Raw genomic sequence first — 14,340 nt, 5'->3', positions numbered from 1 at the left:
TCACCTCAAAACGGATTATACTCAGCCTTTAGATTCCCATAGGTACCATATACAATCCAGTATCTTCATCCTGTTTTACAATGACATCTACACCATATATTGCTTTAACCATCTCTTCTGTTATTACATCATTAGGATTACCTTTCGTAATGATCTCTCCATCTTTCATAACGATAATATGGTCGCTATAACGAATGGCTTGATTAATATCATGTAATACCATTACAATCGTTAATCCATACACTTCATTTAACTCTTTCACTAATTCTAATATTTCTAGCTGATAGTAAATATCTAAATAGGTTGTCGGTTCATCTAAGAAAAGCATTGGTGTATTTTGAGCTAATGTCATTGCGATCCAAACTCGCTGCCTCTCTCCACCGGATAAAGCATAGATTGGCTTATCACGCTTACTTTGTAAATTCGTACATACTAGTGCACGCTCTATCGCTTCTCTATCTTCATCTGTTTGCGGAGAGAAAATATTTTTATATGGCATACGCCCAAAGCTTATTAGCTTTTCCACTGTAATATCTGCTGGAGCCTCATTTTGTTGGTGGACAACTGCTAGCTTTCTAGCAAACTCTTTCGGTTTATATTCACTAATCGCTTTCCCATCAAGTATTACTTCTCCACTGCTAGGAACGTGATTTCTAGACATGACACTAAGTAATGTTGATTTCCCGCATCCATTCGGGCCAATGATTGTTGTAATTTTCCCAATTTCTATTTCACTACTAACAGACTTTAAACGATTTGTTACGTTATCATATGAAAAGGTTACATTTTTAATTTCCATGAACTTTATCACTCTTTCTAAGCAAGAATATTAAGAATGGACCACCAATAACCGCCATAATTGTTGCTGCTGGAATTTCATTAGGTGGCACAATTAACCTTCCAATCGTATCCGCCGTCAAAATTAATAACGCCCCTGCAAGAGCAGAAAATGGAATTAATACTTTATGGTCTGAACCGACCAATTGTCTTGAAATATGCGGAACTAGCAATCCTACAAAAACAATAACACCTGCAATCGCTGTTGATACTGCCGCTAAGAGTACTGCAATGGCAGAAATAATAAGACGAACTCTCGTCACGTGCAAGCCTAAGTTTTTCGCAGTCTTATCTTGTAGCGATAATAAGTTACACCAAGCTCCTACGAACAGAGCAAGAATAAGACCAATCGTTCCATAAGTCACCATTATTTCTACATCGCCCCACGTCTTCATTGTTATGTTAGAAGTCGTCGTTTGCTTAATACTTTTAATAAAATACCCACAAATCGTAACGAATGATTCATTTAATCCAGTAAACATCGCATTAATGGCAATACCAATTAAAATAATGCGAAGTGGGCTTAACCCTGACTTCCATGAAAACGAATAAACGAGATAACACGCAAGCGCACCACCTAAAAAGGCGAATACGGGGGTCCAGAAAAAGAATTGCGGGAACAAAGTAATAATAACGAGTGTCATAAAACTTGCTCCTGAAGATATACCGATTACCCCAGCATCAGCGAGTGGATTCTTCATAACAGCTTGAAAAAGCACCCCTGAAACAGCAAGAGCCGCTCCAGTGAACAGCGCAATAATAATACGAGGGAAACGTAAATCTTTAATGACTTCAACATCTTCATTTCCACCTATAAATATCCCTTGTACAAGTTCAACAATACCTACTTCTAAACTCCCTTTCATCGCTGACAATGATGTCATAACAATGAGCAATGCAGTAACAATGAGGAAACTCCAAGTTTTTTTATTCATTCTACTCTTCCTTTATATTAAAATGCATCACGGATACATCATTTTTTTCAATTCATCTAAAGCTTCAATTGCTGCTAAATTGCCTGTCGTTCCAAATAAACGCTCTTCTAAATCATAAACACGGTTATTTTTAACCGCAGCAAAGTGTTTCCAAATATCATTTGTTTTAAATTCTTTATCAAACATTTTTACAACCTCATCAGGCATACCATGAGCTGCTCGTAAAATAATATCTGGATCAGCTTTCTTTAAATACTCTGTATTAGAAGCTAAATATTCTACTTGTTCACCTTGCACAATATTTTTACCACCTAATTGTTTTACTAAATCTCCAATATAAGAATGCTCTGTTGCTACTAAATAACTTCCCGGCACACCTAATAAAATAAGCACTGTCGGTTCTTTCTTTCCTTTTACTTCCTTTTGAATGCTAGCAACCTTTTTATCTAACTTAGTTACTACTGCTTCAGCCTGTTTTTCACGTCCATATTTCTTACCTAAATCGCTAATAGAACTTTGCATATTTTTTAAACTCGTTAAATCTAAAAAGTTTGCTTTCATACCCACACCATCAAAAACTGGCTTTAATTCGTATTCAAGTGTTGTCACAGATAACACTTCTGAAGGCTTTAATGACTTTACCTTTTCCATATCTGGACTCATTGGATTCCCAACTTCAGGTAAACCTTTATATCGCTTCGGTAAAGTTTTAGAACTTGTTGGAACACCGACTAAATCTACTTCTAACGCATCCATAATTTCAGTAACAGCCACTGTTGTTGCAACAACGCGCTCTTTACTCTCACTCTTTACCTGCTTTGCTGTTTCTTTTTTTGGTGACGAGCACCCGGCTATACTCATTAACAAAATGATAGCCATTAGTACACTTACGATTTTCTTCACTCTCAATCACCACTCCCTTCCATACAATATGAAACAAGTCTTGATGCACGCGAACATGCATCAAGACTCCAAAAATTACAATCTACCTGCTCTATATTTACGAACTAGTAAAGCAAGTGAACCTAGCAGTAACACCATATATAAACCAAGTTGTGCTGTATCTGCAGTTTTTGAGTTTTTCTCTTTTTTTGAATCATTTTTTGTATCTTCTTTTTTCTTCTGACCATCTGCATTTCGGTTAAAATCAGGAGTACCTACTGTTTTTACATTATCTACTTTCGGTGTAGTCACTGGATTTTCCGGTTCATTCTTCGGTTCCTCTTTAATAGTTCCTAGCGCGCCGATATTATTTGTATCAAATTGAATTTGTACATCGTAGAAATGATGATAGTTCATCTCATCGATGTCTACCTTTACTTTTGCGTTTAATTTTTCAAATAGATCTTCTACTTCAAACTGTACTACTCGCGTATTTGCATTTTTATCTTCGCTTACTACTTTCGCATCAGCGAATAGTTCCTTGTTTTCCGTTTGGAATTTCGTAATCCACGCACTATTTTTCAGCGTCATCTCAATGTATTTTTTACCATCTTTTACGATTAATTTCGCTGGATTTACAACATAGTCATGCATCTTTGAAATTTCATCTGTTTTATCTTTTAATACTTTAAATGTAATATCATATTGGCCATCTACTAAATTTTTCGGATCAACTATTACTCTCGGGTTATTATTTCCACCTTGGTTGTTGTTTCCACCTTGGTTGTTGTTTCCACCTTGGTTGTCGTTTCCACCTTGGTTGTCGTTTCCGCCTTGGTTGTCGTTTCCACCTTGGTTGTCGTTTCCGCCTTGGTTGTCGTTTCCACCTTGGTTCCCTAAAGCTTTAATACTGTCTTGATCAAATACAAATTGAACATCGTAGAAATGGTGATAATTCATTGAATCAATATCTACTTTTACTTTTGCATTTAATTTTTTAGACAAATCGTTTACTTCTACTTCTACTTCTACTACTCTTGTATTTTGTTCTTTATTTTCACTTAACACTTTTGCATTAACGAAAGAACCATTCTTCTCAAATTCAAATTTCGTAATCCATGTACTATTTGTTAATGTAAACGATACGTATTTCTTACCATCTTTTACTTTTAATACACCTGGGCTTTTTGTGTATGTGTTCATCATTGAGATTTCATCTGTTTGATCTTTTAACACTTTAAAGCCAATGCTGTATTCACCATCTTTAAGAGCTTTTGGATCAATTGTTGTGTTATTATCTTGGTTATTTTTTCCACCTTGATTGTCGTTTCCACCTTGGTTGTTATTTCCGCCTTGGTTGTTATTTCCGCCTTGATTGTCGTTTCCGCCTTGATTGTCGTTTCCACCTTGGTTGTTGTTTCCGCCTTGGTTGTTATTTCCGCCTTGATTGTCGTTTCCACCTTGGTTGTTATTTCCGCCTTGATTGTCGTTTCCACCTTGGTTGTTGTTTCCGCCTTGGTTGTTATTTCCGCCTTGATTGTCGTTTCCACCTTGGTTGTTGTTTCCGCCTTGGTTGTTATTTCCGCCTTGGTTGTCGTTTCCACCTTGGTTGTTGTTTCCGCCTTGGTTATCTAACGGCTTAATGCTACCTTTATCAAATGCAAATTGAATATCGTAAAAATGGTGATAATTCATTGAATCGATATCTACTTTTACTTTTGCATTTAACTTTTTCGATAAATCTGGCACTTCTACTTCCACTACGCGTGTATCAGCTTTTTTATCTTCACTTATTACATTTGCATCAACAAACGAACCATTTTTCTCAAATTCAAATTTTGTAATCCAAGAACTGTTCGTTAACGTAAATGATACATACTTCTTACCATCTTTTACTTTTAGCACACCTGGACTTTTTGTATATGTGTTCATCATTGAAATTTCGTCTGTTTGATCTTTTAACGCTTTAAAATTGATGCTGTATTCACCATCTTTAATTGTTTCAGCATCTGGTTTTTTATTTTCATCTGGTTTTTCTGCTTCCGGTTTTTCTGCTTCTGGTTTTTCTACTTCTGGTTTTTCTGCTTCTGGTTTTTCTGCTTCCGGTTTTTCTACTTCTGGTTTTTCTGCTTCTGGTTTTTCTGCTTCCGGTTTTTCTACTTCTGGTTTTTCTGCTTCCGGTTTTTCTACTTCTGGTTTTTTCTCTTCATTTTTAATTTGTTCAAGTTTATCTTGTTCAAATAAAAGTTGTACATCATGCGTTTGCTTATAATTTCTTGATGCCATTTCGATAAATACTTTTGTATTTAGTTTTTTAGATAAATCGTTTACTTCAAACTCTACTACTCTTGTATCTTTTTCCTTATCCTCACTCACTACTTTTGCATCAACAAATGCGCCATCTTTTTCCGTTTGGAAATTTTTAATTAATGAGCTACTTTTTAGTGTTACAATTGCTTTTTTCTTACCGTTTTCTACTTTTAATACTCCTGGATTTACCATGTAAGTATTCATCTTAGATTCTTCATCTGTTTGATCTTTTAATACTTTAAATGGAATGCTGTACGCACCATCTGTAATTGTGTTAGAATTTGGTTGTTGATCTGGGTCAGGCTTTTGGTCGGGCTTCTGACCTGGATCGGTAGTTTCATTTGGATCTGGCTTATTAGCTGGGTCCTCTTTTTCATTTGGTTTTTCTACATGAATTGGTGTAATGCTATTTTGATCAAATGCAATACGAACGTCGTACTCATGATGATAATTTAAAAAATCAATATCTACTTTTACTTTTGCATTTAATACCTTCTCTACATCTTCTACATCAAATTCTACTACTCTTGTATCTTTTTCTTTATCTTCACTAATTGCATTTGTCGCAACTAGCTTACCTGCTTTTTCTGTTTCAAACTTCGTAATCCATGAACTATTTGTTAATGTAAAGGATACTTTCTTTTTCCCATCCTTCACTTTTAAAGTTCCCGGGCTTACTGAATATTGATTCATCATTGATTCTTCATCTGATGTATCTTTTAAAACTTTGAAGCTAATTGAATATTCACCGTCAGCCAACTTGGTAGCTGCTTGAACTGCAAGTGGTTGTAATGTTGATACGAATGTAAATATTATTAAAAACATAGCAACAATAATTTTTGTATACCTGTTCAATGGAACGACTCTCCCTTTTGAAAATTATTTAATACTATTCCCATCAAATACAAAGCGAATATCATACGAAGCATTATAATTAATAATTGGAATATTAATTTTCACTTTGCCATTTAGTTTTTTTGACAAGTCAGCAACTTCAAATTCTACAACTCTAGTATTATCTTTTTTGTTTTCACTTAACACGGTTGTTTCTACAAATTGACCATCTTTTTCTACTTGGAAACTTTTAATAGAAGCACTATCTTTCACTTTAAATGAAACATATTGTTTTCCATTTTTAACTGTTAATGTTGCTGGGCTTTCAAAATAACTATTCATTCTAGACGATTCATCTTTATCGCCTTTCCATACAGTAAAAGCAATATTATATTTTCCATCAGCTAGTTTTGTAGCAGCCTTTGCATCTTGTAAACCTAGTGTTGCGATAAACGTAAATAAAACACCAAATACGGCAATAATCATTTTAAATTGTTTAAACATATATTCATCACCCTTCAAAAGATTTATTTACTCAACTTCACTTTACGAATTAAGAAAGCACCTGAAATAAGAATTAACGCTGCAAACAATCCAATACGTGCTTCATCGCCTGTTTTTGGATTATCTGTTTTTTCAGCTTTTCCATTTTCATTTTTTGTTTCTTTGTTCACTTCTTTAGCTGTTTCCTTACTCTCTACTTTTGTTTTCTCTTCTTTTACTTGTGTATCTGTTTTCGCTTGATCATTATTTTTTGTAGTAGCAGCTACGCCGTTATCGCCACCTACAGCTTTTACATTTGCATCAAAAGCAAAACGAATTGTGTAGTGGTGGTCATAGTTTGCATTTGGTACAACAACATGAATTTTTACAGCTGCCGGTTTGGATAAATCATCTACTTTAAACTCTACTGTTCTTTTATCTGCCGATTCATCTTTACTAACAACTTTCGCATCAACAAAATCCCCGTTCTCTGGTGCTTTAAATTCTGTAATCCAAGCACTATGATTCATCGGAACTTGTACTCTCATCTCACCGTTTTTCACTACTAATTTTGCTGGCTTTTCAAAATAGTCATTTGCCATTGAAGCTGAATCATTTTCCGCTTTTTGAATTACGTAATTAATATCGTAAGTACCATCAGCTAGTTTTGCTGAAGCATTTCCGTATGGCATTACAAGAAAAGCTAGCATACATACGAACGTTATAATAAAAGCGGGTAATACAGAAACCTTTTTCATTTTTCTTGTTTCCTCCTTGGTTATCTTTCATTTCACTTTTTTGAAAATGATAATTATTCTCAATTTACAAGAAGAAAATAATCTCTTTTACCTATTATTTAATTAGCATTCTTTTATGTAACATAAGTATTATTGATTATCATTCTCATTGAATATTAAAAATAATATCTCACCCTATTCCTTATACAAAGGCATAGAAACTGAGAAAAAATTATAAAACTTTTTTATTGATTATCATTCTCAATATAAATCAAAAAAATAAACTATCTCTTCGCCTCTTCTTTCACCTCTTCCCATAACAACACTATAGTTATAGAAACCCCTTATCCCTCACTTCCCTTTCAATATTTCCACAACTAAGTCAATCTTAGCCTACTCATAAATTTTTTGTCAACTATATTACGTATAAAATTTTTAATATCTGAATTTCTCTATATATGGCTTTTTCTACAAAAAAAGAGACTTTCTATTATAGAAAGCCTCTTTTCTCTATTTTTCTACAGCAATTTCCTGCTTTTGAAACTTAGAAACTATATAACCAAATCCTATACCGATTATGCCTGGAACTAACCAACCAATTCCTACACTATATAATGGAATCTTATCTAAAATAGGTGCTAGCGCTGCAATTTGAAGGTTTGCATTGTGTAATCCATCAAAGAAACTGATTGCAAATGCTCCTACAATCCCCCCCACATACATCGCTAATGGAAGACGAACGTAGTTTTCAACAAGTGATAATACGATAAGTACGATTCCAATTGGATAGATAGCGATTAAGATTGGTAATGCTAATGCATTTAACTGAGTTAACCCAAGATTTGCTACCATAAATGCTAATACACAGAAAATGAAAACGACTTTTTGATAAGAAAGCTTTGGTAATAAGGAAGAGAAGTAATCACCACAAGCTGCAACAATACCTACAGAAGTTGTTAAACATGCTGCTGTAATTGCGATCCCTAGTAATAAAGTTCCGTAACTGCCAAATAAATGATTCACCACATTTGTTAAAATAATTCCTCCGTTTGCGCCCATTCCAAGTGACACACTAGAAGCTCCAAGATAAGCAAGCGCTAAATACACAAGTAGTAGACCAAGCGCTGCAATAAATCCTGCAAAGATTGTTACTTTTGCAATACTATTTTTATTTGTAATGCCTTTTTCTTTTAACGCATGAATTACAACATTTCCGAATACAAGTGCTGCAAGTCCATCTAAAGTTAAATATCCATCAATAAATCCTTTGAAGAGGGGAGCACTATACACTTCTGTCGGTGCACCAAATTCTCCAATTGGTGTAATAAGTGCTTTACCTACGATAATTGCAATAACAGCTAATAATATTGGAGTTAGCACTTTACCAATACGCCCCACTAATTTCGAAGGATTTAAAGCTAAATAGAAAGTTACTGCAAAGAAAATAAGTGTAAAGATAACAAGTGGATATGACTGACCTGCTATCTCACTTGGTAAAAACGGTGCAACACTCATCTCATAAGCTACTGTTCCTGTACGCGGCACACTTACGAATACACCTAAACATAAATAAATGGCAGTGATAAAAACAAGTGCGAATATAGGATGTACACGTCCTGCTAGCTCATTAATATCTCCCTTTAAAGCTATAACAATTACGCCTAATAAAGGTAGTCCAACGCCTGTTACAATAAAACCAAACAGCGCGATCCATACGTCCGTTCCAGCACCTTGCCCTAACGCTGGTGGAAAAATCATATTACCTGCACCAAAAAACAGTGCAAATAACATTAAACTTATTGCAAACATCTCTGAAAACTTTAAAGATGATTTCATTTCTACTAACCCCCTAAAATAATTAATTGACAAAATATTCTGAAAAAGAATCCGTCACATATCCTCTTTCAAGCACACTTCCCCGTAAAAGAACGCAAAAAACACCCGTCCCTAACAAAGGGACGAGTGTTGAAATCGTGGTTCCACCCTTATTCTAATAAAATGAATTTATAACGAAATAAGCTCATTTTATAGCTCGTGTAAATTGATAACGGTTTTATCCGCCAAGAATTACAATGCATCATGCATGCAGTTCACTCTTGAAGTTTAGAGGTGGTAAGCTTGTCTTTTCGTATTAGGAAGCTCACAGCCTAAGGCTCCCCTCTCTGAGAATCGTAAAATACAACTCATGTCCTCATCATTACTTTTATAAAATATCTTGTCGAAACTTGTTGTTTTTTATTATATGGGCTATTTTTTAAAAAATCAATAGTTTTATTTTTTCTGACAAAAAAATATTGGGAGAAAACTTTTCCTCCCTATAACTGATCTATTAGAATGTCTAATTCCTCCGATGTAACGCTCCTCCACTTTCCTACTTCAAGCTCATTTAGCTCTATATTCATAATGCGTACTCGCTTTAGCTTTATTACAGTAAACCCGAAAGCACGGCTCATTCTACGAATTTGCCTGTTCATCCCTTGCGTTAAAATGATACGAAATGTTGATTGATCGACTCTCGTCACTTTACACGGCTTCGTCATACCATCTTTAATCTTTACACCGCTGGACATCTCATTAATAAACCAGTCCGTAAAAGGTTTATCGACTGTGACAACATATTCTTTCTCGTGCTCATGATCACCATGTAAAATTTGATTCGCAATCGTACCGTCATTCGTTAATAAGATAAGTCCTTCTGATGCTTTATCTAATCGCCCAACTGGAAAGATTCGCTCTGGATAATGGATATAATCAATAATATTATCTTCAATATGATCGGCTGCTGTACAAGTAATTCCGACCGGCTTATGAAAGGCTATATACACCTTCTCTTTCTCTTCTTTTGCAATAACCTGCCCATCAATCGTTACTACATCACCATCGCTCACGAGTGCACCGTGCGTACATATTTCGCCGTTAATAGCCACGCGTCCAGCTTTAATGAGGCGATCTGTTTCACGTCTTGAGCAGGATTTTGCTTCGCTTATGTATTGGTTGATTTTCATGTTTTATTCCTTTTCACATATATTAAAAGCGTCAATCTATGGCAATATCATTATGCCACGATTGACGCTTTTTCAATTCGCAAAAACAACTAAATAAATAACCCCAATCACCAAAAATATTCCACAACAAGCTAACAATACTTTTGCAAGTTTGTCCATAAACATATAATGGTTTCCCCTTTGTTTCGTTGTTTGCTATTTTAATTCGACAACTGTTACGCCTAGGCCTCCCTCGCCCATGTCACCGTAACGGTAATTCTTCACGCCGCGGTGCTTCTTCAAGTAATCTTGTACACCTTGGCGAAGCGCTCCTGTTCCTTTACCGTGAATGATTGATACACGAGGATAACTTGCAAGCTGGGCATCGTCTAAATATTTTTCAACGCGCATCATTGCATCTTCATAACGTTCACCGCGAAGATCAAGTTCCAATGAAACGTGGTAATCTCTACCCTTCACACTTGCGACTGCTTTTTTCTCTGTTTGCTTCGGTGTGTTAATGTATTCCATGTTAGATTCTTTTACTTTCATCTTCAGAATACCGATTTGTACGCTCCACTCTGTATCACTTACTTTTTCAAGTAATTGACCCTTTTGACCGAACGTTAATACTTTTACTTCATCACCTGCCCGTAACTGTTGTTTCGGCGCAGTGTTTTTTACGTTTACTTTTTGTTTCTTCACAAGCTCTGGCGCTGTGCCTTCTAGACGGCTCTTCGCTTCAATAAGCTCATGATCTTTCACATTTACAAGCTGTGCTTTACGCAATTGACGAAGTTCTTGAATAATACCTTCTGCTTCTTTCTTCGCAGCTTCGACTTTTTCTTCCCCTTCTTTTTGCGCTTTTAATAATTTTTCATCACGCTCATCGTTAAACTCAATAATTTGACGTTGCAACTCACGATGAAGTTTCTCAGATTGTTTGCGCAGTGCCTCTGCTTCGTTCCAGTCACGCTCTGCGTTCTTCTGGCTTTCTTCTAACTTCGCAATCATATTTTCAATTTTATTTGTATCTGTACTAATGTGGTTACGTGCTTGATCAATAACGCGATCAGATAATCCAAGGCGCTTTGAAATTTCAAAGGCGTTACTGCGACCTGGTACACCGATTAATAATTTATAAGTTGGACTTAATGTATTTACATCAAACTCAACACTCGCATTAATAACTTGCTCACGGTTGTATCCGTATGCTTTTAATTCTGGGTAATGCGTCGTAGCAACAACACGAGCACCGCGGTTACATACTTCATCTAAAATCGAAATTGCTAGTGCAGCACCTTCTTGCGGGTCTGTTCCAGCACCTAATTCATCAAATAAAACTAAGCTTTCAAAATCAGCTTTTTCTAAAATATCTACAATGTTCACCATATGTGAGGAGAACGTACTTAAGCTTTGTTCAATCGACTGCTCATCACCAATATCAGCAAAGATGTTTTTAAATACACAAATCTCTGACTCATCCATTACTGGAATGTGAAGACCAGATTGCGCCATTAATACACAAATACCAACTGTTTTCAGCGTAACTGTTTTACCACCTGTATTCGGTCCTGTAATAACAATTGTCGTGAAATCTTTACCTAGCATAATGTTATTTGGCACAATAATTTCTGGATCGATTAGCGGATGACGAGCTTGTCTTAAATCCATATAACGCTCGTTATTTACGATTGGTTTCGTTGCTTTAATTCGCTTCGCATAAAAAGCTTTCGCAAAGATGAAATCAAGATTTGCAACTACTTCTACGTTTGATAAAACGATATCGGCTTCTACTGCCACTTCTTCTGTTAACATTAATAATATACGTTCAATTTCTTGTTTTTCTTTCACTCGTGCTTCTTGTAGTGCATTATTTAATTCTACAATGACTTGCGGTTCAATAAATAACGTTTGTCCAGAAGCAGATTGATCGTGAACAATACCACCATATACGCCGCGGTATTCTTGTTTTACTGGGATTACGTAACGTTCGTTACGAATCGTTACAATCGAGTCAGACAGCATCTTTTGCGCGTTTGAAGAACGCGTCATATTTTCTAACTTTTCACGAATACGACTTTCCGCAGTACGAATTTGAGTACGAATACCACGCAGTTTATCACTCGCGCTATCGACTACTTCACCGCCATCACCGATGCAATTTGTAATTTTCTTTTCTAAATCATATAAAGATACAATTTGAGCGACATGAGTTTCTAAAATCGGAAGCTCGACACCATTATCAACCATATCTTCAATGAAACGTTTCATATTGCGACTACCATACATCGTATTCGCAATATCAAGTAGTTCATTCGGGCTTAACATGCTTCCAATCTTTGCACGCTTCACATTTGAACGAATATCCGTAATGCCACCTAATGGTGCACTACCTTTTAAACGAATGACTTTCGCTGCTTCATCCGTTGTATCTTGCATTTCTACAATTTCTTCAAAATCAGTGCTCGGCACTAAATGCTTCACTTTATCACGGCCAAGTGAAGAGGCTGTATGTTCAAGTAATTGTTCTTTTACTTTATTGTATTCTAATACACGCAACGTTCTTTCTAACATGTTGCAGGTCCCCCTTGTGTTACTTATTACGTTTAATATAGTCTAATAAACGTTCAATATCCCACGTGTTAATCACGTTATCTTTTTGAATCCAACCTTTACGTGCTGCAGCTACACCTGTTTCCATATCTTCTAACATTTCAAGTGTATGAGCATCCGTATTAATCGCTACTTTTACACCAGCATCTTGTGCTTGTTTTAATAATTTCGCGCTTAAATCTAGACGGTTCGGATTCGCATTTAATTCTAAAACTGTATTTGTCTCTTTTGCGAGTTCAATTAATAAATCTGTATCTACATCATAACCCTCACGGCGCCCGAGAAGACGTCCTGTCGGATGAGCAATCATTGTGACATGTTTATTCTCAAGTGCAGTACGCAGACGTTTCATAATCGTTTCACGGTCTTGTGAGAAGCTAGAGTGGATCGCTCCAATGACATAGTCTAATTCTTCTAATACTTCATCATCAAAATCAAGCGAGGCATCTGGTAAAATGTCCATTTCAATTCCGCGTAAAATTGTAATGTCTGGATACTTTTCATTCATACGTTCAATTTCTTTCGCTTGCTCACGAAGACGCTCTTTCGTTAAACCATTCGCTACTTTCAAATATTGCGAGTGATCAGTAATCGCCATAAACTTATATCCACGAGCACGGCACGCTTGTACCATTTCTTCAATAGAAAAAGCACCGTCACTCCAAGTTGTATGCATATGTAAATCACCTTGTATATCGGAAAACTGAATTAAGTTCGGATACTCTTTAATTAATTCAATTTCTTTTCCATCTTCACGCACTTCTGGCGGAATAAATGGCAGACCGAAATGAGCGAAGAAGTCTTCTTCATTCTCAAATGTTTTCACTTCACCTGTTTCCAAGTTTTCTACACCGTACTCACTAATTTTCTCGCCTTTATCTTTTGCGATTTGACGCATTTTTACGTTATGGTCTTTTGATCCTGTGAAATGGTGAAGAGTTGTAATAAACTCTTCTGGTTTTACTAAACGAAAATCAATTGAAATATCATATTCATATTGAAGACGGACAGAAACTTTTGTATCTCCACTTGCGATTACTTCAATCATATTATCGAATTGTAGTAAATGCTCACGTACCGCTGCTGGTTCTGTCGTTGCAATGATAAAATCTAAATCTTTCACTGTTTCTCTCGCGCGGCGTAAGCTACCAGCGCGAGAGAAACGAATTACTTCAGCAATATTCGACAATTTCTCCTCTATTTCCCCGGCAATAGGCAATACCATCGCAATTGGTAAACGCTCTGGACGAGAGCCTACTTGATCGATTGCTTCTAATATTTTCTCTTCTGTCTTCTTACCGAAACCTGCTAAAGCCTGTACTTTATTTTCCTCACAAACAGCTTTTAGCGATTCCATATCAACAACACCAAGTTCTTTATATAACTTAGCTACCTTCTTACCACCAAGACCTGGTAGTTTTAATAACGGCAATAAGCTACTTGGTACTTCTTTCTCAAGTTCTTGTAATACTTCAGATGTTCCCGATTCTATATATTCTTGAATAACGGCTGCTGTTCCTTTTCCGATGCCTGGAATCTTTGTGAAATCTTCAATTTCAGAAAGACTACGATCGTCACTTTCTAATGCTGCTGCCGCTTTACGAAATGCAGATATTTTAAATGGATTCGCACCCTTTAGTTCCATAAAAAGCCCGATTGTCTCTAATAATTTGATAACTTGTTTTTTATTTACTTTCATCATTGCCCCGCCTTTCTTTCATA

General features: G+C 35.9%; 10 protein-coding genes and 1 other annotated feature. All 10 genes read right to left on the bottom strand.

Annotated elements, in window-relative coordinates; genetic code table 11:
* Positions 1-28 precede the first annotated feature (28 nt).
* Positions 29-799 (bottom strand): ABC transporter ATP-binding protein, encoded by a 771-nt coding sequence (locus tag ASE54_RS22590; RefSeq protein ID WP_000403765.1) that lies wholly within the window; start codon positions 797-799, stop codon positions 29-31.
* On the bottom strand, positions 789-1,772 hold the full coding sequence (locus ASE54_RS22585) for an iron ABC transporter permease (RefSeq protein WP_001036830.1): 984 nt from the start codon (positions 1,770-1,772) through the stop codon (positions 789-791). Before ASE54_RS22585 ends, ASE54_RS22590 begins: the two co-directional genes overlap by 11 nt.
* 27 nt (positions 1,773-1,799) lie before the next feature.
* Positions 1,800-2,681: a heme ABC transporter substrate-binding protein IsdE gene (gene isdE, locus ASE54_RS22580; protein ID WP_001264109.1), complete on the bottom strand. Its 882-nt coding sequence runs from the start codon at positions 2,679-2,681 to the stop codon at positions 1,800-1,802.
* A gap of 69 nt (positions 2,682-2,750) precedes the next feature.
* Positions 2,751-5,819: an NEAT domain-containing protein gene (locus ASE54_RS22575; RefSeq protein ID WP_057273002.1), complete on the bottom strand. Its 3,069-nt coding sequence runs from the start codon at positions 5,817-5,819 to the stop codon at positions 2,751-2,753.
* A gap of 24 nt (positions 5,820-5,843) precedes the next feature.
* Positions 5,844-6,302, bottom strand: coding sequence for an NEAT domain-containing protein (locus ASE54_RS22570; protein WP_000476176.1), 459 nt, complete (start codon positions 6,300-6,302; stop codon positions 5,844-5,846).
* A 23-nt stretch (positions 6,303-6,325) separates the two neighbouring features.
* Positions 6,326-7,039 (bottom strand): heme uptake protein IsdC, encoded by a 714-nt coding sequence (gene isdC, locus ASE54_RS22565; protein ID WP_000757958.1) that lies wholly within the window; start codon positions 7,037-7,039, stop codon positions 6,326-6,328.
* Between the two features lie 489 nt (positions 7,040-7,528).
* Entirely contained in the window at positions 7,529-8,854 is a 1,326-nt protein-coding gene (brnQ, locus tag ASE54_RS22560) for a branched-chain amino acid transport system II carrier protein (protein ID WP_000842652.1), read from the bottom strand.
* A 115-nt stretch (positions 8,855-8,969) separates the two neighbouring features.
* Positions 8,970-9,225, bottom strand: a binding site (T-box leader).
* A gap of 108 nt (positions 9,226-9,333) precedes the next feature.
* The gene (locus ASE54_RS22555) at positions 9,334-10,023 is read right to left on the bottom strand and encodes a 23S rRNA pseudouridine(2604) synthase RluF (RefSeq protein WP_000700734.1); all 690 of its coding nucleotides are present in this window, start codon (positions 10,021-10,023) and stop codon (positions 9,334-9,336) included.
* Positions 10,024-10,218: 195 nt separating this feature from the next.
* Positions 10,219-12,579: an endonuclease MutS2 gene (locus ASE54_RS22550; protein WP_000893725.1), complete on the bottom strand. Its 2,361-nt coding sequence runs from the start codon at positions 12,577-12,579 to the stop codon at positions 10,219-10,221.
* Between the two features lie 19 nt (positions 12,580-12,598).
* A complete protein-coding gene (gene polX / locus ASE54_RS22545) occupies positions 12,599-14,317 on the bottom strand; it encodes a DNA polymerase/3'-5' exonuclease PolX (RefSeq protein WP_000867523.1) in 1,719 nt (572 codons plus the stop codon).
* Between the last annotated feature and the right edge of the window lie 23 nt (positions 14,318-14,340).

The sequence above is a fragment of the Bacillus sp. Root131 genome (assembly GCF_001429475.1).
GTDB lineage: Bacteria > Bacillota > Bacilli > Bacillales > Bacillaceae_G > Bacillus_A > Bacillus_A thuringiensis_S.
The sequence above is the reverse complement of the archived record's forward strand: the minus strand, read 5'-3'. Positions and strand labels throughout refer to the sequence as shown.